15 protein-coding genes are annotated in these 26,050 nt (G+C 46.3%); 4 read left to right on the top strand and 11 right to left on the bottom strand.

Annotated features, from left to right (window positions below; translation table 11 throughout):
• Positions 1-15: 15 nt before the first annotated feature.
• Both AAHN97_RS12760 and AAHN97_RS12755 read left to right on the top strand, forming a co-directional pair.
• The gene (locus AAHN97_RS12760; protein ID WP_343308018.1) at positions 16-3,111 is read left to right on the top strand and encodes a SusC/RagA family TonB-linked outer membrane protein; all 3,096 of its coding nucleotides are present in this window, start codon (positions 16-18) and stop codon (positions 3,109-3,111) included.
• Between the two features lie 18 nt (positions 3,112-3,129).
• The gene (locus tag AAHN97_RS12755) at positions 3,130-4,587 is read left to right on the top strand and encodes a RagB/SusD family nutrient uptake outer membrane protein (RefSeq protein WP_343308017.1); all 1,458 of its coding nucleotides are present in this window, start codon (positions 3,130-3,132) and stop codon (positions 4,585-4,587) included.
• Between the two features lie 56 nt (positions 4,588-4,643).
• Here AAHN97_RS12755 and AAHN97_RS12750 read toward each other — a convergent pair whose 3' ends face one another.
• The 6 genes from AAHN97_RS12750 to AAHN97_RS12725 all read right to left on the bottom strand — a co-directional run bounded on the left by AAHN97_RS12750 (position 4,644) and on the right by AAHN97_RS12725 (position 13,540).
• Positions 4,644-6,992: a S8 family peptidase gene (locus tag AAHN97_RS12750; RefSeq protein ID WP_343308016.1), complete on the bottom strand. Its 2,349-nt coding sequence runs from the start codon at positions 6,990-6,992 to the stop codon at positions 4,644-4,646.
• Between the two features lie 160 nt (positions 6,993-7,152).
• A complete protein-coding gene (locus AAHN97_RS12745; protein WP_343308015.1) occupies positions 7,153-8,013 on the bottom strand; it encodes a hypothetical protein in 861 nt (286 codons plus the stop codon).
• Positions 8,010-8,372, bottom strand: a complete 363-nt coding sequence (locus AAHN97_RS12740) for a hypothetical protein (RefSeq protein ID WP_343308014.1) — start codon at positions 8,370-8,372, stop codon at positions 8,010-8,012. The genes AAHN97_RS12745 and AAHN97_RS12740 overlap by 4 nt, the downstream gene beginning before the upstream one ends.
• A 15-nt stretch (positions 8,373-8,387) precedes the next feature.
• Positions 8,388-9,593, bottom strand: coding sequence for a sterol desaturase family protein (locus tag AAHN97_RS12735; RefSeq protein ID WP_343308013.1), 1,206 nt, complete (start codon positions 9,591-9,593; stop codon positions 8,388-8,390).
• A gap of 234 nt (positions 9,594-9,827) precedes the next feature.
• Entirely contained in the window at positions 9,828-12,221 is a 2,394-nt protein-coding gene (locus AAHN97_RS12730; protein WP_343308012.1) for a glycoside hydrolase family 31 protein, read from the bottom strand.
• Positions 12,222-12,514: 293 nt separating this feature from the next.
• A complete protein-coding gene (locus AAHN97_RS12725) occupies positions 12,515-13,540 on the bottom strand; it encodes a WD40/YVTN/BNR-like repeat-containing protein (RefSeq protein ID WP_343308011.1) in 1,026 nt (341 codons plus the stop codon).
• Positions 13,541-13,654: 114 nt separating this feature from the next.
• Between AAHN97_RS12725 and AAHN97_RS12720 the strand changes: the two genes are divergently transcribed.
• Together AAHN97_RS12720 and AAHN97_RS12715 are read left to right on the top strand one after the other, a co-directional pair.
• Positions 13,655-16,783: a sensor histidine kinase gene (locus AAHN97_RS12720; RefSeq protein WP_343308010.1), complete on the top strand. Its 3,129-nt coding sequence runs from the start codon at positions 13,655-13,657 to the stop codon at positions 16,781-16,783.
• 84 nt (positions 16,784-16,867) lie between these two features.
• The gene (locus tag AAHN97_RS12715; protein ID WP_234979631.1) at positions 16,868-17,497 is read left to right on the top strand and encodes a response regulator transcription factor; all 630 of its coding nucleotides are present in this window, start codon (positions 16,868-16,870) and stop codon (positions 17,495-17,497) included.
• Positions 17,498-17,654: 157 nt separating this feature from the next.
• Here the strand turns inward: AAHN97_RS12715 and murQ are convergent, their stop codons facing one another.
• Genes murQ through AAHN97_RS12690 form a run of 5 tightly spaced genes read right to left on the bottom strand, consistent with a single transcriptional unit; the run spans position 17,655 to position 26,050 of the window.
• A complete protein-coding gene (murQ, locus tag AAHN97_RS12710; protein ID WP_343308008.1) occupies positions 17,655-18,488 on the bottom strand; it encodes an N-acetylmuramic acid 6-phosphate etherase in 834 nt (277 codons plus the stop codon).
• An 11-nt stretch (positions 18,489-18,499) separates the two neighbouring features.
• The gene (locus AAHN97_RS12705) at positions 18,500-19,957 is read right to left on the bottom strand and encodes a sodium:solute symporter (protein ID WP_343308007.1); all 1,458 of its coding nucleotides are present in this window, start codon (positions 19,955-19,957) and stop codon (positions 18,500-18,502) included.
• Between the two features lie 29 nt (positions 19,958-19,986).
• Entirely contained in the window at positions 19,987-21,624 is a 1,638-nt protein-coding gene (locus AAHN97_RS12700) for a serine hydrolase domain-containing protein (RefSeq protein WP_343308006.1), read from the bottom strand.
• Positions 21,625-21,677: 53 nt separating this feature from the next.
• A complete protein-coding gene (locus tag AAHN97_RS12695; protein WP_343308005.1) occupies positions 21,678-23,006 on the bottom strand; it encodes a RagB/SusD family nutrient uptake outer membrane protein in 1,329 nt (442 codons plus the stop codon).
• A gap of 11 nt (positions 23,007-23,017) precedes the next feature.
• On the bottom strand, positions 23,018-26,050 hold the full coding sequence (locus AAHN97_RS12690) for a SusC/RagA family TonB-linked outer membrane protein (RefSeq protein ID WP_343308004.1): 3,033 nt from the start codon (positions 26,048-26,050) through the stop codon (positions 23,018-23,020).

Below are 26,050 nucleotides of genomic sequence, written 5' to 3'. Positions count from 1 at the left end.
AAAACGCTAATGATTATGAAGCAAGCGCTTTTCCTTTGGCTTGCCATGATGGCGATCCTGCCAGCCATTGCACAGACCAGGACCATTTCGGGGAAAGTCACAGATAACACTTCTGCCCCTATTGCCTTTGCCACTGTCAGTATTAAAGGCAGCAGCTCCGGCTCTATCACCAAAGAAGATGGGACCTACTCTTTACAAGTACCTTCTACGGCCAAAGCTCTGATCTTTTCTTCTATCGGATTAGAAACAAAAGAAATAGCTATCGGCACACAATCCGTGATCAATGTTGTGCTACTCTCCAGCGAAAAAGCACTGGATGAAGTAGTGGTATTAGCTTATGGCAGCCAGAAAAAATCATCCTTTACCGGAAGTGCTTCTACCATCAAAGGAGAAGTACTGGAAGCCCGGCCTGTAGCTTCATTTGAAAAAGCCCTGCAAGGGCAGGCTACGGGTATTACCGTGCAAAGCGCATCCGGTCAGCCCGGTGGTTCCAGCACTGTAAGGATCCGCGGGGTGGGATCATTCCTGGCCGGTAGTCAGCCGCTCTATGTATTAGACGGAGTAGCTATCACAGAAGGAGATTTCACACAGGCTTCAACTACAGCTAACGTACTCGCTACATTAGACCCAAAAGATATTGAAACCATTACTGTACTGAAAGATGCTACTGCAGCAGGTTTGTATGGATCAAGGGCTGCTAACGGTGTGATTGTGATCACCACTAAAAAAGGCCGCGCAGGTAAATCCAATATTAACTTCACTGCTAATAACGGCTGGTCTTCTATTGCAGTAGATCGCCACGCAATGATGAATGCCTCGCAGTATTACAAGTACTGGTGGGATTATTACTATAATGCTAACCTGGCTGCCGGAGATAATCCTGCTACCGCAGCTAACAAAGCTAACATGAGCGATTCCGCTGCGCTTGGAGTAACGGGTATTCCTTATAACAGCACACGCCCTTACGGAGCAGATGGTACGCTCAATCCCGGTGTAAGATTACTCTATGATACAGATTGGAGGGATGCTATCCTGAACCAGGGCCGTACACAGGATTACGGTATTAATGTTTCCGGAGGTAATGAAAAAACAAAGTTCTACCTCGCAGGCAGCTACTTTAATCAAAAAGGTATTGTACTGGCATCCGATTTTAAACGCTATAATGCCAAGATCAATCTTGAAAATAATGCTACCAGCTTCCTGAAAGTAGGTACTAATACCACACTGTCTTATACAGAACAAAATACACCTGCGGGTGCAGGTGGTGCAGCAAACCCCGTTCGGTTTGCAGAAACAGTGGCCAGCGTATATCCTTTATACAGGCTGGATGCACAGGGAGCACCTATTCCAGACCCTGCCGGCGGTTACCTGTACAACTACCGCACACCTGTAGTGTTTGATTACAATCCGGTAGGATTGGGCAAAAAGAACATCTACCAGGCTAAAACGGTAAGAGGTATCGTGAATGGATGGGCTGAGCTCAACTTCCTGAAAGATTTCAGATTCAAAACATCCGGAACAGCGGACTATATAGACATCCTTGAAACACAATTCTACAACCCGGTGAATGGAGATGGTGCGAGTGTAAAAGGCCGTACTATTAAATTCCGTCCGAGAGATATCGTGCTCACCCTCACCAATACATTAACCTACAATCACCAGTTTGGCAGACACGCAGTAGATGTGCTGGTAGGTCAGGAAGCGGTAAAGTACAGGTATGAAAACTTCAGCGCCAACGCTACCGGTTTTCCTTTCGATGGTATCGTGGAACTTTCTGCAGCAGCAACACCTGTAGCTACTTCTTCTTCCATTACAGAAAAAAGGATCTCTTCCCTTTTCTCCAGGATCAACTATAATTTTGCTGATCGCTATTACCTCACAGCCGGTTTACGGAGAGATGGTTCTTCTATTTTTGGAGAAGACAGCCGCTTCGGAACATTCTGGTCAGTAGGTGGCGGATGGAGAATTGGTAGAGAACAATTCCTGCAAAGCCAGGAATGGATAGATGAGCTGAAGATCAAAGCCAGCTATGGTACTTCAGGTAATGATAACCTTACCGGCAGATATGCCCGCCTTGGCTTGTATGGAACTGCTAATAAATACAACGGTTTACCCGGTATCAGTTACACGCAGCTGGAAAATACAAAGCTGCGCTGGGAAACCAATGAAGTACTTGATCTTGGTGTTGAATTCGCTTTCCTGAAACGCTTCAGGGCTGAATTCACTTACTTTTCAAGACAATCAAAAGATGTATTGTTTGATCAGCCCTTATCCAACCTCACCGGGTTCACCACTATTGCTACCAACCTTGCAAAAATGAAGAACTCAGGTATTGAAGCCATGGTAGAGGCTAATATTTTCCAAACCGGCAAGTTTAACTGGACCGCTTCTTTAAACATTACTACTACAAAGAACGTGATCCAGAAAATGAACGTAGACTCCCTCCTCAACGGTGCCCAGCGCTGGAAAGTAGGTCAGGACCGTTACCAATGGTATATCAGGGAGTATGCCGGCGTAGATCCTGCAGATGGCAGACCCCAATGGTACCAGGATTCGGCTACTGGTAAAAAAGTAAAGACCAAAGATTACAATTTCGCTACGAGATATGATCTTGGTTCAGCATTGCCAAAATTCTATGGCGGTTTCAATAACAACCTTTCTTATAAAGATTTCGACCTGAGTATCCTCACCTTTTTCAGTGTAGGTGGTAAGATCTACGATAACTCACTCGCACAACTTTCACATGATGGTGTTACTCCCGGTCAACAATTGGGAACAGACGCATTCAGGGCCTGGAAAAAAGCAGGTGATGTTACCGATGTTCCAAGGTTTGTACCAAGGAACACAGATCTCGGCAACAGTACTTCTTCCCGTTTCCTTTTTGACGGAACATATGCCAGGCTGAAAAATATAACACTGGGTTACAGACTTTCAAAGTCATTGATCAATAGAACACCTTTAGCAAACGTTCGTGTGTATGTGTCAGCTGAAAACATAGCTACATGGGCTAAGCATAAAGGAGTAGATCCCGAAATGGCCATTGGTGGAACAGCAGATAATGATGTTCCCAATGTGAAAACATATTCTGTGGGATTGAATGTTGGTTTCTAACTTGAAAAACTTTTAATTATGAAACGATTACTTTTTATACTTGCTATCACTACTGTATCCTGCAGCAAGGACTTTTTAGATACAAAGCCTTTTGCGCAGATCGATGCAGCTTCCGCTTTCTCTACGCCGGAAAGAGTAGAGGCAGCGATGAATGGATTGTACGATCTCATTACTACCTCAACATACAATACACAGGCATCCTTAACCTCTGATGTAAAAGGCGGGGATCTGCTGGTTGTATCAACAGGTAACTACAACCGCTTTGTAACAGAATACCAATATCTGCAATCACCCACAGCTGGTTATGGCGGAGGATTCTTTACAGGTGGTTACAAGCTGATCACCAACACCAATGTGGCTATCACAGAATTGCCTAAATCAACAACGCTGAGTGAAGCAACCAGGAAAGATTTCCTGGCAGAAGCAAGAGCGTTACGTGCCTGGGCATATCTGCAACTGGTACGCCAGTTTGCACAACCTTTTTCTGTTGATCCCGCCTCACAGGGCATTCCTGTTGTGGACAAAGTATTGGGACCAAATGATAAAATACCAGAAAGAGGTACGGTGAAAGATGACTATGATTTCATCCTGGCAGACCTTCTCTTTGCAAAGGAAAATATCAGTACTACCCGCTCCCATGGTGTAGGACGAATGACGATCAATGTAGTGAATGGTTTACTGGCAAGGGTTTACCAGGATATGCAGATCTGGGATAAATCAGTAGAACACGCAAAACTGGCCCGTGCCGCAACTCCAACTAATCCAGCAGGTTTTCCATTGCCTGCCGGAAGTGTACTGCTGAACGGATTCGTAGATAAAACACCTGAATGGATCTGGACCCTGGTATACCGTTCTGACGACAATACCGGTTACGTGCAGATTGCATCTTTCCTGGATCCTTATGATATTGGATACAGCACTTTCCGTGCAACAAAAACCTTCCTTGATCTTTTTGCAGATGCTGATATCCGCAAGAAACAATTCTTTGTGAACAAAGCCATGGTGGGTGGTGCAGCCGGAAACCCCCTGCAACGGGATGAGATCATGTTCTCCAGAGACGGTTACCTCATCAATAAATTCCTGTTCCGTGGTTCATGGGACCTGAACGTACCAATGATCCGTTCTGCTGAAATGTACCTGATTGAAGCAGAAGGAGAATCTGAACAAGGCCATGATGCTTTAGCACAGGATGCATTGTTTGAAGTACAGAAGAGAGCTATCACAGGCGCTGTTAAATCCGTAAATACCGGAGCAGCCCTGAAGCTGGAGATCCGTAACGAAAGAAGAAAAGAACTTTTCGGAGAAGGCTTCCGCCTGTATGACCTTACCAGGAAGAAAGAAACACTGGTAAGAGCAGCACCGGACCATTGGAAAGCGATTACACTGGCACCGGGGGATTACAGGAATATCCTGCCTATCCCAAGAAGTGAAATAGATGTGAGTGGCATGAAACAGAATACCGGGTATCCACAATAAAATAAAAAAGGCTGACCATTGGGTCAGCCTTTTTTTTGGCCCTGTTTGTGTAAGTTTTACCTGGTGACCATCAGTTTTGCCGTATGCGAAACACCGCCATTACGAGTTTCAACAATGTACATACCGGCAGGTAATCCTCCGATCTCCAGTGGTACATTATTAGTACCCTGCGGTACACGTTTAGTTAGTTTCACCGCGCCATTCATATCCAATACGCGGATTTCTGTGGACTGCATGCCGCCTGTTTTACTGATCTTCTGCTGCCCGTTGAAAGTGACCACTGCGGTTTTGTAAGCAGGGTTAGGGCTAACAGTGATGCCCTTACCGGAAGCGCTGGTTTTGGAGCCAGGAGCAGAACGTGCAGAGAATAATGAACAGTCCACCGCATCAAAATCAAATACCACCGCGGCACCGGTACCACAGGCATTTACCGGTGTTACTGAAATGGTATGTGTACCTGGTCTCCTCACTGGTACTACGAATTCAGTACCGAATGTAGTGAAGTTGTTCGGAGAGCCAGTAGGAGGTGTTACCGTTACATCAAAGTAGTCTGCATGAGATCCCGGAGGCTCCATAATGGGATAAGCATTATTGAAGGGATCTGTATAGCAGATATTCCCGGGATAATTTAAATTTTCGATGTTAACTGTTGTGAGTATTGGAAGTCCTATAGTCACCACTTTATTTACAGCCATGGTTCCTCCGCAGGGAGAAGTATAAGTAGCCGTGAGCATAACAGCTGCATCCATTAACTTGGTTAAGGTTGCGGAATTACCATTTGTGCTGAGGGTTACGCGTGTTTCCCCAACAGGAATGGACCAGCCCTGAAAAGTAAAACCGGGATAGTTGCTGATGCTGTAGGAGGCGGAGGAGCCGCAAAAAACAGCTGGTCCGGAAATACCTGTTTCTATAATTGCCTGCTCTAAAGCCCTGCAGGCATTTGCCCTGCCAAAACCATATATATGATCAAATCCGGCAGGCCCTACATCAGTAGCAGAACGCTGAATGGCGTTAGTGACCTGGCTGACTGTTAAATTAGGATTAATACTAAGGATCAATGCCGCGATGCCTGAAACCTGTGGGCATGCGGCAGAGGTGCCACCGAAATTATTCATATAATTGCCGGCATTGGCCCCATTTGCGCCCATCCGGTCTGTCGTAAATATACCGCCTGCATCATCATCATCTGCAGAGGGAGCAACCACGTCCATGGAAGCGCCCCGTTGACTGTATCCGCAGACAACGCCATTGTGGTCGCAGGCGCCTACTGTAATAATGCCCGGAAGGTTGCTGGGAAAACTGGCATCCTCATTCCCACCGTTTCCTGAAGAAGCTACAACAATACTTCCGAGACCACCTCTGCCCAGGGTCATGGCAGAATTGAATGCGTCTCTAATCGCATTGGAAGGCTCGCCTCCACCCCAGGAGCAACTCAACACATCTGCCGCTCCGGAATTCCAGGCCCAGTTAATAGCTGCAGCAATATCAGCGTCAGAAGCAACGCCCGATGGAAAGATATTGACCGGTATTAACTGAACTCCAGGTGCGACACCTCTGATCCCTAAACCATTATTATGTGTGGCGCCTATGATACCAGTGCAGGCAACACCGTGATAAGCACCCGCATACCCCGGGGCTCCGTTTCCGGAAGGATTTCCGATAGTATACCCGCTTAGCAGCCGGCCTGCATAATCTTCGTGTGCATCCATTCCCTCATCTATTACCGCCACCCGCAATGTCCCTGCCCCTGTTGTGGACAGCCATGCGCCTTCCGCCCTGATATCAACACCTGCAGTGCCCCCGGACTGACCAGTATTGTTCAGATAATACTGATCCGGGTAAAGTGGCCCTCTCCTGTGGGGCTTAATATCACTAAAAAAGTCAGGTTCACACCAGGTTATATTTTTATCTTCTGCTATCCTGTTGCATATTTTCAACAACTCCCGGTAAGGCCCTTTCAGGTATGTTATTTTATACATCCCCGGGCTGCCTAATGATTCATATTTTGAATCCCCCAGTGCATATTTGTCCAATACGGCTTTAATAGCACCTTCTCCATTCTTTAGCTGCAGGAGAATAAAAGGACGGGGAATAATGAATGATTTTTCCGTTCTCAGGATGGGAGTACTGAACAGGATGTTTTTTTCTCTTGATACCGCTTTATTCCAGAATTCATTTCTGGCGTTATGGAACAGGATACCCTGAGTTCCATACAAAATAGCGCTGGATACGCCGCTGTTTTTTGCTAAATTAAGTTTCGCAGATTCAGGCTTGTCAAATTCCACATAAACAGCACTGCTATCTGCTTTTAATGGAATCTTTTTGCCATGGTAAGTGTAATAAAGGTCTTGCCCATATCCATGTATGGACAATAAAAGCATAAGTGGGTAAAACAATTTTCTCATGTCTGTATTTTTAAATGAAGGATTAACGTGCGGGTAACATCACGGGGTAAGGATTTCAGGATATTTGCATGGTTCAGGGCAATCGCGGATAGTTCTTGATATCCTTAGGGCTTACATAAACAAATTAATATTTTTTTAATTAAAAAGAGAACATAATTTATCATTTCAACTTCATCACATGCTCCAAAAGCGGCGGGAGCCCACTCGGATTCACTACATCATTATTCCAGAAACTCATCACACAACTCACATAATGTTCTCTTACCGGGGCACTTACAAAATAAATGGTGAGGGTTTTTCCACCACTCATGCCTGCTAACAGACCAGTAACCCCTTTAAAATCGTACACTGCCTTTTCTGCTTTTACAGCAGCGGCTTCAAAGATTACTTCCACAGGTTCTTCAGACACGATCTTACCACCTTTCTTTGCTTTGATCATATTCTTCTGATTGGTTACACTTTGTGCAGCATCTTCCTGCGTTTGATGCACACTCCAGTTCAATTGCCCGTAATGAGGGCATTGCACATTGTTGATGCCCATCCAGTAACAGCTTCTTCCCAAAGGTATTTTCCTGCCTGCAAAATTGATACTGTCTATTTCAACCGGTGTATATACACTTTTAGGAATGCTTTTATCCCTGATCAGTTTTACAAACGCTCTTTCAAATGCCTGATCTTTTTTGTTGATGGAGGCAAACGTAATAGCCGTTACACCTTCAATGAAATAATAAGAAGTGATCTGCGTAGTACCGGGAACCACTTCGGTGGAAACAGAACTATAGAAGTTGGGAAAGGGAAGCAGGCTGTCTGTTCCCAGCGTTTTAAGATCGTAACGTTTATATTTCTTCTGAATGCCCTTTTCAGTGAAAGGGATGGCTACCTGCTGGCTCGTAATCTCAATACCATCTACATTGAAGAAATCAGTGCCGCTGTTAGAAATGGCCTGCAGCCTGGCAAACAGGTCCTGCCCCATAGCGGTAAGGCCGGAGCATAGGAAGAGGAGAATAAAAAGAACTCTCATTTGGCAAGGTTAAAAGTATAAACAGGTTTACCTTTTGCATCAATTGTTTTTACCCAGTTATCTGCATTCTTAGGATCATTCAGCCGCACACTGTCCACAGGGAAGATGATGAACTCAGTGAACCAGGCCGTGGGAGGGGCGTCTTTCCTGAGCTTAACATATCTTGCCAATACACTGTCCTGAGGCAGCACAGTAAAAGGTTGTGTAACAACAAAGGGACCCATGCTGCTCAATTTCTCCACACTTGCTTTGAAGTTGATAGGTTTATTGGCGTTATTCTTCACATAAAAGGTGGTGGACTGGTAATTGGATACACAGCCTGAAAACAGGACTACACAGGTCAGGAGATATTTTTTCATAGAGGGAATAATTACCTATTGGAATAACCAGCGGTGAAAATATGCTCTGATCCTTGAAAAGTAGAACGTCAGCAATCCAACAAACAGTAATACGCTCATAAATACATACAGGTGTGGAACGTAGAACAGGAAAGCGATGGCCAGCAGCAGCATTCTGCTGTATTCAAGGTAGAAAAACCATTTCTTTTGCTCCAGGATAGCCCCTGAGTTCATCAGGCTCACAATAATGAACAACACAATGAAAACAGATAATCCCGCCGGGATATAATGTTCAAATAAAGTGGTCAGAAAGAGGAGTATAATGCTCAGGCCTGTTTGCAGTACCACATAGATCCGCTGGCCCTTTGTTTGTTCCTGCGGCCCGCGTTGCCTTAGCCATATCAGTTCCAGCTGCGGCCTGATGTTGGGATCAATATCATCGGGTTTGCCGAAGAGTACTTTCCAGCGGCCTTTCCAGCTGGTAGCCCTTTTAAAGGCGGTCCCCAATTCCAGCATGAAGTGGAACTGCTGCCAGAGGAAACTGTGGCTTTTCAGCGGAGTGGTCAATCCATATACGCAAGGTTCAGCATCTTCCTCTTTCGTGAAAGTGCCAAACATTTTGTCCCAGATGATCAACACATCTCCATAGTTCTTATCCAGGTATTTTTCGTTGGAGGAGTGGTGCACACGGTGATGAGAAGGTGTTACCATGAAATACTCCAGGATCCCCAGTTTACCGATAGTTTGTGTATGAATGAAGAAAGGATACAGGCCATGTACCAGCAGGAGGGAAGTGATCATGGCAGGAGAGAAGCCCATTAATGGCAGCACTGCCCAGAACAGGGAACGGAAAGCTGCCTGGAAAACTGTAATACGGGCAGAAACCGTGTAATTGAAGTCCTCACTCTGATGATGCACCACATGTGCCGCCCAGAGGATGTTTACCTCATGTGCAAGGCGATGGTACCAGTACCACACAAAATCTGTGGCCAGGAACAGGAGGAACCAGGTATACCAGGTGGGCTTAAAATGCCACAAGGCAAAATTGCGGTAGATAAAATCAAAGAAGAAATAGAATAACCCCGTTACAAAAATATCCAGTAATCTTTCCGCGATACCTATATTAAGGTTGGCGATGGATTCCGCAAACTGAAAATAATTCTTTCCGGTCCTGCGCGAAACAAGGTATTCAAGTCCTATGAAGAACATGAACCCGCCAATCGAAAATGCTAACAAGTTCAAATGGGCCATGATGTTATTAGTCTATCAAATTTGTGGACAAATATAGTTGATTGGTGTTCTTTAGCCAAGTCTTTTTTATTGTACCTATCTGCTAATGGCAATAAATAAGCCGGAATTTGCGGACTACCCTCAGGCAGCACGCATATTCCGGCCCCGATCGACTGGCAAAAGCGGTATAGTGATCTTGTTTTCAGCTAATTTAAAGACGGAAAACACAGGGGCTACCCCTATCATCTACCTCAGTATTAATTCTTCAAACTTTCTTTCCAGCAGCAGTTCCACAATTCCGTTCACCCAATGCTGCGGCTGAAGTGGTTTAGCTTCTCCGTCTACTACGTATTCTGTTGGCTTGAAGGGCAACCCGTGTACTCTCACCCGGTGATGCAGGTAATCCGCTTCATAACGGCCCACAAACTTCTTTTTCAGCCTGAAATGCTGCGCTTCAGATGTTTGTTTGAAGCGTATCAGGTTATATTGCCCTGTTTTGTAAGCGTAATGATCGCCGGCATCTTCGTACAGTATGCTGTGGGTAGTGCCTTCTCCATGGTATACCTGGAGGATCATTTCCATGATCTGGCGTTCTCCCACATACTGCATGTCAGGATACTGCGGGATCACTGAGCCGCCTTTTATGAACACAGGCATTTCTGCAAGAGGGGTAGGTACTGTTACAGCCTTACCTCCGCTGAAACGCTCGTCGTTGAAATAGTAGTACCAGGTACCTGCAGGCAGGTATACTGATTTTTCTTTCATGCCTTTTTCGCTGACATGGCTGATGAGGATACTGTCTCCCATCAGGAATTCATGATTGAGATCGTGCGTGTTCTCATCTTCCTGCGCCACAAAAGCCAGCGGGCGCAGCATAGGCGTTCCATATGCTGCGTATTGCCAGAATGTGGTGTATAAGTATGGCAGCAGGCGGTAACGCAGCTGGATAAACGATTTTACCACGGCTTCGTATTCCGGCCCAAAGCTCCAGGGATCCTGGTCAAAACCTGTATCGTTACTGGCAGAGTGGGTGCGCATCAACGGGTGGAAAGCGCCCAGCTGGATCCAGCGGGTATACAATTCACCATCCGGTTCCCCGATAAATCCGCCGATATCGCTGCCGGCAAAAGACAAACCGGAAACTGCCAGGCGCTGGCATTGTACGGAAGCCAGCCAGAGATGTTCCCAGGAAGCAATGTTATCTCCCGTCCATACAGAACTCCAGCGTTGTGTGCCGGAATAGGCGGAACGGGTGATCACAAAGGGGCGGTGCGGCATCAGGTGTTTTTTCAGCCCTGCAGCCGTAGCCTTACTCATGAGGTGGCCATATACATTATGTGCTTTACGGTGACTTACATTTTCTCCGTCGTAATCATGTCGTACATCTTCCGGGAATGTGCCCAGTTCGAATACCGCAGGTTCATTCATATCATTCCAAACACCCCGCACGCCGGTATCTGTAAGGCCCTGGAACAGGCTGGCCCACCATTCCCTTACTTTGGGATTGGTGAAGTCAGGAAATACGCATTTACCAGGCCATACATCCCCTTCCATCAAAGCACCATCTGCCCGTTTACAGGCATATCCTTCCTCTACCATTTCCTTATATATGGGATATTCCGGATCTACTTTGATACCGGGGTCTATGATCACCACGGTTTTGAAGCCTTGCTGGGCAAGGTCCTTCAAAAGGCCTTTAGGGTCAGGGAAACCTTCTTTACTCCAGGTAAAGCAGCGGAACCCTTCCATATAATCAATATCGAGGTAAAGTGCATCGCAGGGAATGCCTTTTTCGCGGAAGGTTTTACCTATTTCCTGCACTTTTTTGTCAGGGAAATAGCTCCAGCGGCATTGATGGTACCCCAGTGCCCATAAAGGGGGCAGTTCTGCGGTTCCGGTGATGCGGGCATATGATTCGGCCACCTTTAAAAGCTCGGGGCCATAAATGAAGTAATAGTTCATTTCTCCTCCGCGTGCCCAGAAACTGCTCACATCATCTCTTTCATGACCGAAGTCGAACAGGGTGCGGAAAGTGTTGTCGAAGAAGATACCATATCCTATGCCGTTATGCAGGCCATAGTAGAAAGGAATATTCCGGTATAAAGGGTCGGTATCCTTACTAAATCCGTAGGAATCCGTACCAAAGTTCTCTAACCGTTTACCGCGGAGGTTCAGTTCTGTAGCTTTATCACCCAAGCCGTAAAAAGCCTCGCCTTCCTGTACCAGTTTGGTGCAGTACACGATCTTTCCGCCTTTTTGCAGGTAATATTGCCAGTGAAAACCAGTTTCATCCTGGTTGATGATCCGCCCGTCTATATCCGTGATAGTGATCCGCAGGTTTTCCCGGGATACGAACACCCGGATAGCGGTAGTGATGATCTCAAAGGAATCCGCCCATTCGCGGATGTCGAAGAATTCAGGGGATTCTTCCAGTTTCTCAGTCACAGCATAAGAGAAATCCCGTTGGAATTGCCCATCCGCCGCATAGCGGAACCGAACGATCTTATCGGAAATAACCCGAAGTTCGAGGATGGTGGTAGAGGTATAGAAATAAAAATAGTTCCCTTCCTTTTTCCACGTTTGAATTGTGTCCGGATAATGTTTTATCGAGTACTTACCCGAAGATGTTGCCACTTGCATCGCGCCGATCTATTTCAATTACAATAATAGTTACCAGGGCCTTTAACAGCCTAAATCAATCTAAATTAATGAAAAAATCTACGGTTGTAGTATATTTTTTGTTGCATTTAAAGGACTAAAAGGCGCTTTTACAATAAAAAATGCAGTATTGGCGAAGTTCGCTGAAATATTGCAGTCATATGTGTTAACTTAGGTAACATGTACTTTTTGCTTTAACCTATTGTTCCGGTTGTGATACAATAAGCGTATTAAAAATTACGGCGCTCCTTTCCAGGGCGCCTTTTTCGTGGCCCTTATTGCTTTATATCGAATACTGCTATACGACCTTTTCCTCCTGCCATGTAAACCCTGCTGCCGTTTTTTGCTTTGCGGGTTACGTGATATCCCTGCGGGTCATTACCCAGTGGAAGCCAGGTGCTGCCGCCATCCCCAGAAAGCTCTGTGCCAAAGGGGCCGGTAACGATCAGCCGTTTACTGTCCAGGTATTCAACACTTGTGCGGTAACCGCGGGGAGCCAATACCGGGGCCGTCCAGCTGCGGCCGCCATCTTTGGTGATCAGGCAGTTGCGGTTTTCCTGCATCACATCCTTGTAATCTCCTCCCACAGCAACACCATTTGATCCGTCACGAAAGGCAAAAGAAAAAATACCGGTTGTAGAAAGGCCCTGCGTGGCGGGCCAGGCAGTAATATGCCAGGATTTGCCATTAAAACGGAAGAAACGGGAAACGGTACCTCCGCTGGCAAATGCAAAGTTATTGTCTTTCAGCACCCTTAAAGTAGTGCCGCTGGCAGCAAAACAGGCTTCACCGGAAGATGCTTTGGGGCCCGCCATCGGCTCCCAGGTTTCCCCGCCATTGCTGGTACGGAGGATGGTGAACAGATCGTTAATAGGGTCTCCGATGATCACACCTTCCCGCTCATTCCAGAAATCCATGGCGTCTAAAAAAATGCCTCTTGTGTCGTTGTAATAGGTTTGTTTCCAGTTTTTTCCACCATCAACGGTGAGATATATCCTGGCCGGTTCCCCCGAAGATACAATGACGGCCCTCTCACTGTTAAAGGCTTCTATATCCCGGAAATCCACCGTGTCGCAACCAGGAATATCATACCATTCCCAGGTGCTGCCGGCATCTGTACTTCTGCCCGCTTTACCCTGTGTGCCGGATACCCACAGAATGGAATCCGTTACAACACTCAGGCCGCGGATGCTGTTAATAGGGGAAGTGGTTAATGAACGGATGCTGTAAGGTGATGTAGATATTTGTGCATAGGCAGGTGTTCCCATGAACAGGATGAAAAGCAATATAGCAGGTTTCATATCTGATGATTATAAGAATAATATATAAGAAAAATACGAATAAATTAGAAAGTGTAGCGCAGAATTCTATATTTGCATCTACCGTAAACCAGCTAATAGCTTTATAACCAATTAATGCGATCAGCAATACAACTTGGCATCCTGGTTACCCTATGGTTTATCGCCATTGCCCTACCTGCTCCTGCACAGGACAGGACGTATAATTTCGACGCGTACGGGGTAGACAAAGGAATGTCTCAAAGCAGTATTTACAGTATCATTCAGGGAGATGAAGGATTCCTTTGGATCTCTACTTTTGATGGGGTGAACCGCTTTGATGGCTATGTTTTTAACGAATACCGTTTCAATCCTTCTGAAAACAGGTCTAATCCAAAACCGGAAGAGCGTATCCTGTATAATTCCGTATCCCAGCAGGGGCGTGCTATTATTAAAAGCTTTGGCCTGCAGGGTACCCGCAACCATTCTTTTTACCAGGACAGCCGCCGTCAAATGCTCGTGTCCCATAACCTGGGCATCAGTTTGTACGACCGGTATAAGAACACCTTCCGCGCCATTTTCCTGGACACTACCTATGTAAATGAAAACGAAAGGGACTTCACCCGCAAATTCCTCATCCTGGGAGAAGATGAAGCCACACAAACCCTCTGGGTATGGCGCCCGCTGAAAGGATTATACCTCCTCGATAATATCACTTATGAACTGAAGAAGATCATCCTCTATCCACCCGCGATCGTAAAACGCAAAAAGGTACCACAGGCGGTAGTGAAACAGGGCAATAATATCTGGATGTCCTTCGAATCCCAGCAACTGGTGAAAATGGATATCCATACAGCCCGCTTAACTACTTTCTGCCTGCCTACGCTGGCTGAGAAAACGATCATGAAAGTATTGAACGGAGATTCTTTGCTGTTAGCGAGTGCCGGTCATATCACCATTTTCGATACCAAACGGAATAAGTATACAGACCTTCCCATTGTGGACCGCAATGAACTCGGGGAACTGTTCATACCCACTGCCATAGAAGTAGACGACAGAGGAAATGCATGGATAGGCGGAAATAACGGTATTGTGATCTACAGCATAACCAATCACGAAGTGGTGAATCATATCACCAGCTTTAACACCTTCGAGGCTAATTCCTACAACAAGATCATTTCCCTTTACCGGGACGGGGCCGATAATATGTGGATAGGAACAGACGGAGATGGCCTGAAGAAATATTCGCCCAATAAAAAAGTATTCTCTCTCTACCGTTCTCCGCGGATCACCCACAACATTGTTAAAGCCGTTTATAAACATGACGATGGCCGTTTGTATGTGGGACTGCTGCAGGATGGGCTGGATATTTATGAGAAAGGAGGGAAGTACCTCAAAAGGATCTCCAACGAAACTACACCGGGCAAATTCCCGGTGAACAGCCTGCACAGCATTTGCCGGGAAGACTATGAATCACTCTGGCTGCATTTTGTAAAAGGGAGTATAGGGCTGTTCAACATAAAAACAGAACAATTCCGTGACCTGACGCCGCGTTTGCAGTCACTGGGCCTGCCGGTGCAGGACGATGTCTATCCCTTCATCAGCAAACGCCCCAATGGCGAAACCTATTTCAACTACGGGGAATACCTGCTCATGTTCTCTGAAGCAGAGAAAGGATATAAGGCGGCGATCGTTCACCGTTTCCCCGGGGAGCAGCTGACCTGTTTCTTTGAAGACTTCTGGGGCAACCAGTATATAGGCACCCGGGCTAATCTCTACTGGAGGGATGCGAAGGGGAGTGTATGGGAAAAGATCCCCCTAGAGCTGAAAGACCTGGAGATCAAATCCATCAACAAGAATGCGCATAAGGAACTGTTGTTAGGCACCAATAAGGGCCTGCTCATCCTTACAGAACAATACAAGCTGAAATCCCATTATAACAGCTATGACTATACGGGCATGGTGAGTGATTACGTATATGGGGTACTGTTAGATGACAAAGATGGTATATGGGTCAGTCATAATAAAGGACTCACACAGATCAAGCAGAACTCCGATAACCTGGTGACCTATAACTTTGAAGACGGGCTGCAATCCAACGAATTCAACACGGGAGCCTACTTCAAGTCTATGGACGGGGAGTTGTTCTTTGGCGGTATCCGCGGCGTAACTGGTTTCTATCCCCGTAACTTCAGGAATAACCCCTTCACCCCACAGGTGATCATTAAACGCCTGGAGGTACTGGATAAACCTTTTAAGTCAGATACAACCATTTCACTGCTCAGAAAGGTGGAACTGCCGTATAACCAGAACACCATTGCTATTGAATATGTGCCGCTGGAATTCACCAATCCCCTCAAGAACAAAGTACAGTACATGCTGGAAGGGGCGGACGAGGATTGGCTGATGGCAGGTAACCAGAGCGTGGCGCGTTATACCAATCTGCGGCCCGGTAATTACACCTTCAAGGTGAAAGCCTGTAATAATGATGAAGTATGGAACCCCGTGCCTACCACCCTGGAGATCGTTATCAGGATACCCTTCTGGCAATCACTCTGGTTCAGGTTCCTGTTACTGTTGTTAGTATTGGGTATCGCGTACTACTTCTCTGCCCTCTACCTGGATTACAAGATCAGGAACGAGAAGCTGAAGCTGGAAAAGGAACAGGCGGTAGACCAGGAAAGAGCACGTATTTCCAGCGATATGCACGATGATCTGGGTTCTGGCCTGTCTACTATCCGTTTGCTGAGCGAGATCGCCAAACGGAAGATCAAGGATACCGGGCAAACGAAAGAGATAGAACGCATTTCTGAAGCAGCAGGGGAGCTGGTGGACAAAATGAGTGAGATCATCTGGGCGATGAGTTCCTCCAACGATTCCCTGGCCAACCTCATTGCTTATATGCGGAGTTTTGCGGCAGACTTCCTGGAGCATGCGCATATTCAACATCACTTCATTATCCCGGAAAATATCCCCAACGTTAAGTTAAGCGGAGGTACCCGCCGGCACATTTACCTGGCAGTTAAGGAAGCTTTACACAACGTTTTGAAGCATTCCAAGGCTACAGATGTTATTATTGAGGTAAAAGTTTTTAAAAATATGACCATCATGATCAAGGATAATGGGAAGGGCTTCGATCCTGAAAAGGTACGCCTGTTCGGCAATGGCCTCAAAAATATAGAGAAGCGGATGCAGCAGGTGAATGGTCAGGCAGACATTATCTCTCAGGATGGTACAACAGTTTTCTTAGATATACCATTAAATTAAATTAAATTTGATTTTTATAACATTTTGGTGTTATGACTTTAAACTGAAATGATGGTATATTCGAAAAAAAAGCTACAAAATAGCATGGATATCATCTCTGTGGCTATTGTTGAAGATAATCATGATATCCGGTCTGCCATGGAGCTCCTGATCAATGGCTCGGAAGGATACGCGTGTATTGGAGCTTTCAACAATGCAGAAATTGCTCTTGAAAAGGTGCCCCAATTGTTGCCCAATGTAGTGTTGATGGACTTCAACCTACCCGGAATGAATGGAATTGAATGTATTATCCGGTTGAAAGCTGAATACCCCGACATGCAATTCATGATGCTGACGGTTTATGAAGATGACGACAAGATCTTTATGGCCCTTGAAGCAGGTGCCAGTGGATACATACTCAAGAAAACATCACCTGGAGAATTACTGGACGCTATACGTGACTTACACGATGGCGGTTCGCCTATGAGTTCTCAGATTGCAAGAAGGGTAGTAGCTTATTTCCAGAAACAGGCAAAACCTAATCCCGCACTGGAAGCACTGACCTCCAGGGAAAAAGAGATCCTGGACCAGCTGTCCAAAGGTTTCCTGTACAAAGAGATTGCCGGAAACTTATTCATTAGCATTGAAACTGTGCGCCGGCACGTACATAACATTTACGAGAAGCTGCATGTACGCAGCAGAACAGACGCTGTGAACAAGTACTTTAACAGATAACTGAAAGGGTCCCGGTAAAACCAGGACCCTTTTTTTATTTGGTTGATGTAAGCGTTTACGCATTAAGAACACAAGTGCCGGCGGCGCCTTCTTTATGAAGACCTGTGCGTTTGCAGATTTAAGAACCAATGAATAGTTTGATGTAAGCGTTTATGCGTTAAGAACCAATAGCCATCAGCGCCTTCTTCACAGAGCCATGTTCCACCAGCAATTGTTTTGCCTTTTCATAATCGCTGATATGCGCTCTTTCCATCAGCATTTTCACCCCTCTGTCCACCAGCTTATCGTTGGTAAGTTGCATGTTCACCATCTTATTATCCTCTACACGGCCTAATTGTATCATGAGGGAGGTAGAGATCATATTCAATACCAGCTTTTGCGCAGTGCCGCTTTTCATGCGGGTACTGCCTGTTACAAATTCAGGCCCTACCACTACTTCGATCGGGAAGTCAGCCGTATCGCTCACCGGGCTGCCCGGGTTGCAGGAAATGCTGCCCGTGAGGATCCCGTTCTCCCTGCATTTGCGCAATGCACCAATCACGTATGGCGTAGTGCCACTGGCTGCAATACCTACCACAACATCTTTCTCTGAAATATTGAACTGCTGAAGGTCTCTCCAGCCTTGTGTTTCATCATCTTCCGCATTTTCCACTGCTCTGCGGATGGCACTGTCGCCTCCGGCAATGAGCCCTATCACCAGGTCAAAAGGCACGCCGTAAGTGGGTGGGCACTCAGATGCATCCAGGATGCCCAGCCGCCCGCTGGTGCCAGCTCCCATGTAGAATAAACGGCCGCCAGACAGCATCTTGTCTGCCGCTGCCAGCACAAATGCTTCTATGGCGGGGATCGCTAACTGCACTGCTGCAGGTACCCCGGTATCTTCTTCGTTGATGTGGGTTAGTATTTCTTTCACGCTCATCTGCTCTAAATGCCGGTGGCGGGAAGACTGCTCTGTTACTTTCACAAATTGCTTTTTTGCATCAGGGTTCATGTTCGATCAGATTAAGGGTTACTAATTTCTTTCTTTCCCGGTATTAACCATAGGCCAATGAAAGTTAAAAGGCCATTGATGAAAAGTAGCTCCAGGCCTATCTGGTAACTACCGAATATCTTCGACTGGAACATATCCAGTATAAAACACAATATAGGGGAAATCACTACTACTACAGGCACCAGCGTATCATTTACGCTGCGTTTAGTGAGGATGCCAAAGGCAAAAAGCCCTAGCAGCGGCCCATACGTGAAGGCAGCGATCTTCAGGATCAAACCTATCATGCTCGGATTATTCATCCATTTGAACACCATTACCATCAGTAAAAAGAGTGCGGCAAACGAAAGGTGCACGATCTGGCGGATGCGTTTTTTCTCTTTATCCGGCATATGGTCATTCCGCTGAATCCCCAGGATATCTATACAGAAAGAGGCGGTCAATGCAGTGATGGCACCATCCGCACTGGGGAACAGTGCAGAGATCAGCGCAATGATAAAGATGATGGATACTGCAGCAGGCATATATTCCAATGCAATGGTAGGGAAAAGACTGTCACCACGGGCAGCAATACCTTTACTTTCCGCAAACAGTTGCAGCAATCCGCCGAGGAAGAGGAACAATAGTACCACCAGCATAAAGATCACGGCAAAGGTCATCATGTTCTTCTGAGAGTCTTTCAGTGTTCTCACGCTAATGTTCTTTTGCATCATTTCCTGGTCCATACCCGTCATCGTAATGGAGATGAAGGCCCCCGCCACAATCTGTTTCACAAAGAAATATTTACTGGCAGGGTCAGTAACAAAGATGTTGGAATAACCTTTTTCTGCCAGCGCCTGCGTGCCATCCATGAGGCTCATATCCAGGTTGTTCAGGATATAGAACACACATACAACAAGGCCTATGAGCATACAGGCTGTTTGCAGCGTATCGGTCCATACAATGGTTTTCACCCCGCCTTCAAAAGTATACAGCAGGATCATCAGGAGGATCACAAAGGCTGCTACCCAGAAGGGCAGTCCAAAACGTTCCAGTATTGTAAAATGCAGGATGTTCACCACGAGGTACAACCTGGCTGTGGCACCAAGTATGCGGGAGAGGATAAAGAAGGAGGCGCCTACTTTATAGGAAGCAAAACCCAGCCGCACCTTCAGGTAATTGTAGATGGAGGTGAGGTTCATCCTGTAATAGATGGGCAGCAGTACATATGCCACTACAATATAACCGATCAGGTTACCGATAATGATCTGGAAATAAGAGAAGGATTCTATCCCCACAGTTCCCGGTACGCTTACAAACGTTACGCCGCTGAGCGAAGTGCCTATCATCCCGAAAGCCACGAGCATCCAGTTGGAGCCGCGGTTCCCGATGAAAAAGGATTCATTGTTGGCGTTACGGGAAGTGAACCAGGCCACCACCAATAACAGCAGGAAATAAACGATAACCAGGGAAAATAATAAGACTGGTGACATGCATGTATATTTTGATAAACGTTTCCAATTTAATCATTCTTTTTTTGGATTGCCAGATATACCTGGTCTAATATCCGGCCGCGGATGTTCATGCGCAGCAGCGTGTTCACATTATCAATCACTTCAGGATATACCCTGTTGGTGAGGATAATGCAGATCATATCTGATGCAGGGTCCACCCATACAAAGGTTCCCGTGTAACCCGAATGCCCGTATGACTTTGCAGATGCAAACCGGGAAGGGTATTGCTTCGCAGGATCAGGGCGGTCAAATCCAAGGCCCCTGGGGCTTACGGCGGATTGTTTGGAGGTGAATAGTGCTATTGTGGAGGCCTTGTAAAACCGTTCTCCGCCATATATCCCTTTATTGAGGAACATCTGGTAGAGGATGGCGAGATCGTTGGCATCCGAAAATAAGCCGGCATGCCCGCTCACGTTCCCTGCCATTGCCGCACCCGGATCATGGGCATATCCGCGGATCTGCATGGTGCGGAACCAGCTGTCGTTCTCCGTGGCAGGCACAATGCGGGTACTGTCAAAACGGTTCCTTGGAAGGAAACCTGTGGTTTGTAACCCAAGTGGCAGATAAAGCGAATCCAGCAGGTATTCGTTCATCCTGCGATGAGTGATCTTTTCCACCACTTCCCGCAACATATACATACTCACATCACTGTATACGAACTTACCCCTGGTCAGTACCGGCGAAGCCAGTGTTACCGGCCACATCACCTCTTCAAAGTAATGGGCACGGAGATAATATCCGTCAGCTACTTTCACCGGGTATTGCGCGGAAGAATCTGTGCTGAGATCCGATGGTTGCAGTTTTTCGAAGTGTTTGATATAAGGTGTGTAGCCTGCTTCGTGCAGCAATGCTTCACGGATGCGGATGTCCTTTTTATCATCTATAGTGCGGGCACGGGCTACATACTTACTAACATAATCCTGCAAGCTAAGCCTGCCCTCATCATATAATTTCATCACGGCAGGGGTAGTAGCTGCAATCTTTGTAACAGATGCGAGATCATACAGATCATCTGTGCGTACGGCTCTTGTGCCATAATAGGTTTGATGGCCATAAGCCTGTTCAAACACTACATTGCCATTTTTTACAACGAGCACAACACCACCGGGTGTGGCTTTCCCCCGGATGGCCTGCTCCATGATAAGGGCAATGGAATCGATTTGCAGGGGCTTTTCGGCATAACCCAATCTTATCTTAGCTGTTCCTTTAGATGCCATGCCCCCAAAGAGAAGTTGTGCGGCAGAGAACAGATCGCTTTCTTTTGGTGCCAGGAGCACCGGCGTATTGATGCCGGCAAGTTTCTTAGCATCATTGCCTTGCAGTACCACAATGGCTTTACGTTCCCTGATAAAATCCAGCAGGGCTTTGTCAAATATCGTTTGGGGAGATAAACGGAGAATGAGAAGATCATATAGTTTCAGCCGGTCGTTGAGATCATTCCAATCGCCGGTGGTGTGGAAGAAAGTAACAGGCGCATACTTTGCAACAATACTGTCGAACAGAGGATGGCTGTTATCGCTGATCACGGCAATGCTGTGATGTTGCAGGTCCTTTAGTGGAATTTTTTTGCTGTTATTGTTCAGTAATACCGTTTGTGAAAAAGCATTCAGGCTACAGAACAGCAGAAGGAAAACTATTTTATTCATGCGGAATTATTGAAAGAAGGGAAGCTGTGCAGGCACAGCTTCCCTTGTATACATCAGATTGCCGGATCGGCCGGTGTGTTTGGATTGGTAAGCCTTTCCTGGTCAGGATAAGGATAGAAGTTCCTGTTCCTTTCAAATGTCGTGGGAACAGGGTTTACATTGGTAGGTGGTGCCGGCCTTCCAAACCTGCGGCTGTCTTCTAAGCGAAGGCCTTGCAGGAATAACTCAATACTCCGTTGTTTGTAAACTTCCAGGAGCAAAGCATCTGTAGTTACAGCACCGCTGTAAGGAGGCAGGTTGGCATTTACATCAAAAAGGTCTCCTGCGGCCTGTGTACGTACCGCGTTGATCTGTGTTACAGCATCAGCAAGGTTTCCGCCACTTCTGATAATAGCTTCTGCTTTTAGCAGCCGTACTTCATCAGGCATGTAAATAGGGATAGATTTTGCAATATCATCAAAAAAGCCCTTAAGCGTTTTCAGTGTTTCGCCACCTACAACAACATCCGGTGTTGAGAGGTAAAAAGCAAGTCTTCCATCGCCTGCTTCCACAAAGCCTGCCGGTAAGCCAAAATTTGCACGGGGTTTGAAATTAGCTGAAAAAAATACCTGCTGCTGTACCGGGTTGGGGTTTTGGTTCGTATAAAGGAATCGCGATCTTGAATTGAGATTTACAGCATTGGCTGCGGCCAGTGCTTCAGGGTATTTACCCAACATCATGTTATAGCGAGCGCGATAAGCATTGATCACATCCAATAATACAAGATCACTTCCCAGTACCCTTGTATTGAATTCTGTAGATGGAGGATTGGCTGCCAGTCCTGCTACCGCATCATCCAGCAGTTTTACAGCTGCTGTTAATCCTGCTATCCTTGTAACAAAAGTAGACTTTCCCTCCAGATCTGTCTGGATAGGGAACTGTTCGAAAGCAGTAGCCAGACCTCCTATAGACATGGCTTTGAAAAGATTGCCAAAAGCTACCAGGCCTGATTGCATGGACACTTCCTGTGAAATCACCTGCGGTGTATATTTGATCAGTCTCTCTGCCATTCCCATGCTGCGCAGCATACTACTCCATAATCCGTTTACATTACCATTGAAAGTAGGTAAAGCAGTACCGCCGGCTTCCAGCTCAAGGATGTTAGTGAAGGTGGTTATTCCTTTCAGTTCCCGGGATGTAGTACCAGGTGCGGTGATCAGGGCTTGGAGCCCGCTTGTGGAGTAATATGATTTCACCCCAACAGCCAGGGATATCAAACCTTCGCGCGTGGTGATCACCTGGTCTTCTACCGGGCCGTTCGGATTCTCGTAATCAAGTTTGCAGCTGCCCAATAACAGCATAGCTGCAGACAGGTATATACTATATAATGATTTCTTTTTCATGATGTAAGGTTTTAGAAATTAACGTTCAGTCCCAGTTGGAAGGTTCTTGGTAAAGGCACTTCCACAAAGTCAAATCCTCTTACTGCATTATCCTGACCGGCGGCGTTCACTTCCGGATCATAACCGCTGTAGTTGTCTATTGACAGAAGGTTCCTCCCGGATAAAGTAACCCTGATATCACGGAACCTGCCTGCCTTAGGGGTGATCATATAAGCAGCAGACAATTCCCGTAATTTCACGAAGCCCCCTTTTTCAATCCAGTTTTCAAAGATTGAAAACAGCGCTGCGCTGGTACCTTTTGCTACCTCACCTTTTAATTCAGACTCGTAGCCTTTCAACCCTCCATAGTTAGCATTGTCTCCAAGACGCCTGGTGAAATTGAAAACATCAAAACCAAGCATGCCATCCCATTGCATCCGGAATGTGAATTTTTTATAATTCACCTCATTAATCCATGACAGCACATGTTTGGGATTGGGGTTGCCGATCACTTTACTCAGAATAACACCGCTCGGCTGACCATTGGCATCACGGCCTACTGTATATGTGCCATTAGACTTCTGTACACCTCTTTCTCTCTGGGGAAGACCGCCAGGAGTCAATAAAAGGGAACCATCAGGATTCCTTGCAAAGAAAGTAGCATAGAATGCACCCAGGGAATATCCGTTCACTGCTGCCACCTGGCCAAAACCACCGGCAAACGGCAATACACCATTTCCTTCTACGCCATTAATAACGTTTTTATTATTGGTATAACTGAACGTGGAAACCCAGTTGAGGTTTTTAGTCTGAACGGGCACCCCTTTGATCATGATCTCAAAACCCTTATTCGTCATGGTACCAATGTTGAGGAAGCGATTGTTGAAACCCGTGCTCGGCGCCAGTGTTCTGTTCAGGATCAGGTCCTTTACATCTTTGTTGAAATAAGTGAATTCAAGGCTCAGGCGATCCTTGAACATACTGATGTCAGTACCCAGCTCAAGTTCTGTCTGGCGTTCCGGTTTGATCAGTGGATTACCCAGTTGAGCCGGAGAAACAGAACCCGCGCTACCGCCATAAATAACAGGACTATAATTAGTGAAGCGGTCAAATACACCAATGGCAGTAAGGTTACCCGATTGCCCCCATGCCGCACGTAATTTGAAAGAAGGGATGATGTCTGCCAGTTTGGAATCCCGCCAGAAATCCTCTTCAGAAATAAGATAGGAGCCACTTAGTTTGGGGAAGAACTGCCAGCGGTTATCTTTACCATATACAGACGATGCATCCGTTCTCGCAGCACCCGTGATGTATATCTTGTCAAAGAAACCGAATGTCTGTTGCAGGAATCCTCCATAAATGGTCCTCTCTGCACGGGACTCTGTAGCTACTATAGTACCGTTATTCAACGTCTGGCCAAATGCACCCAGCTGCTGTGCTGTACCACCGATCAGGTAAGTCCTGTCATACTGCATGGTACCACCCAGTCCGGTAGTAGATTCCAGCCAGCTGTTCACCTTCTTGCGATAACTGACGTTGAGGTCAGTATTGGTTTGTAATACCGTTGCATCCGCTCTTCTTGATAAACCTCCGTCATAACTGGGGGTGGTATTTTTGGGTGGAATATAACCGGTAGCATTTTGTGTGTAATTATCCAATCCAAAAATAAGATCAACATTCAGCCCCTCAACTGGTTTTGCATTCAGTTGTACGTTCCCGATAAAACGGTTCACCTTCTGACGGAAATCAAAACGATTGATCGCTTCAAGCGGGTTGGTACGGCGGAGAATAGCCACAGGAGCTGTAGAAGGATAAAGACCGGTAATAGGGTCCTGATCAGGATTGATAAAGTTATTGCTGAATATAAAACCTGTAAGTGCACCATATGCTTCGTTAATACCACCATTGGGTATTTCCCGGCTATTGCTCAACGTATAATTGGCACCTGCAGAAAGCGTAAGTATTTTATTCAGCTTTTGCGAAATATTCACCCGCAGTCCGTTTCTGTTGAAATTGGTGTTTTTGATGATCCCTTCATTATACAAGGTGGATGCTGCAATATAGTATTTGGTATCTTCTGTACCACCGGAAACAGATAAGGTATTATCCGTGCCGATACCCGTGCTGAAGATCTTATCCTGGTAATCATAACGGGTTACCGCAGTCTGGCCTTTGTCGTTCACATCCGTGTTGTTGAAGCGGAAAGGATATTCATTGTATTCCAGTTTCTTGCGGATGCTGTTTGTTTTAAACTGCGTGGAGAAAGATACCTGTGGTTTACCGCTTTTCCCTCTTTTAGTGAAGATCTGTACCACCCCGTTATTTGCGCGGGACCCATAGATCGCAGCAGCCGCGGCCCCTTTGATCACTTCTATCCTTTCGATATCTGCGGGGTTGATGTCCACCAGGCGGTTCTGTGCATATCCGCCGAGGTCTATCAGTTGTTTGGAATCATTGTTCACGATCACACCATCCACAATGTAAAGCGGATCAGAAGAACCTACGATGGTACTTGGACCTCTTAAACGTACACTGATACCACCCGCCGGGTTACCGGAGTTCTGTGTGATCTGTGCGCCCGCTACCTTTCCCTGCAAAGCACCATCAATACCAGTAGCAGCACTGTATTGAATGTCCTTTGCAGAAACGGTAGATACGGCATTGCCCAGCTTCTTTTTGGAAGTAGCCACACTTGTACCCGTAACAATCACTTCATTCAATCCCAACACATCCTCCTGTAATTGCACATCAAAAGAAAATGTTTTGGTAGCGCCTACCTGGAATGTTTTTTCCTGCGGCTTCAAACCTACACCCGTAAAAGCAAGTGTATAACTGCCATCCTTCAGATTGGCGTTGATGGAGTAAGCGCCATTCCCATCTGTGTAAGCACCAGAGGTTGTGTTACGAATCTGAACTGCTATAGATGGAATCCCCTTTCCATCTGCTCCGGTTACTTTTCCGGAGATGCGAACCTGTGCCAGGGCGAGAAGCGACACAAGTTGCAACGACAGGGCAATTGAAGCAAATTTCCAATTGCTCCGCCATAACCATAGCCTTTTTTTCAT

Source organism: Chitinophaga niabensis (genome assembly GCF_039545795.1).
GTDB lineage: Bacteria > Bacteroidota > Bacteroidia > Chitinophagales > Chitinophagaceae > Chitinophaga > Chitinophaga niabensis_B.
The sequence above is the reverse complement of the archived record's forward strand: the minus strand, read 5'-3'. Positions and strand labels throughout refer to the sequence as shown.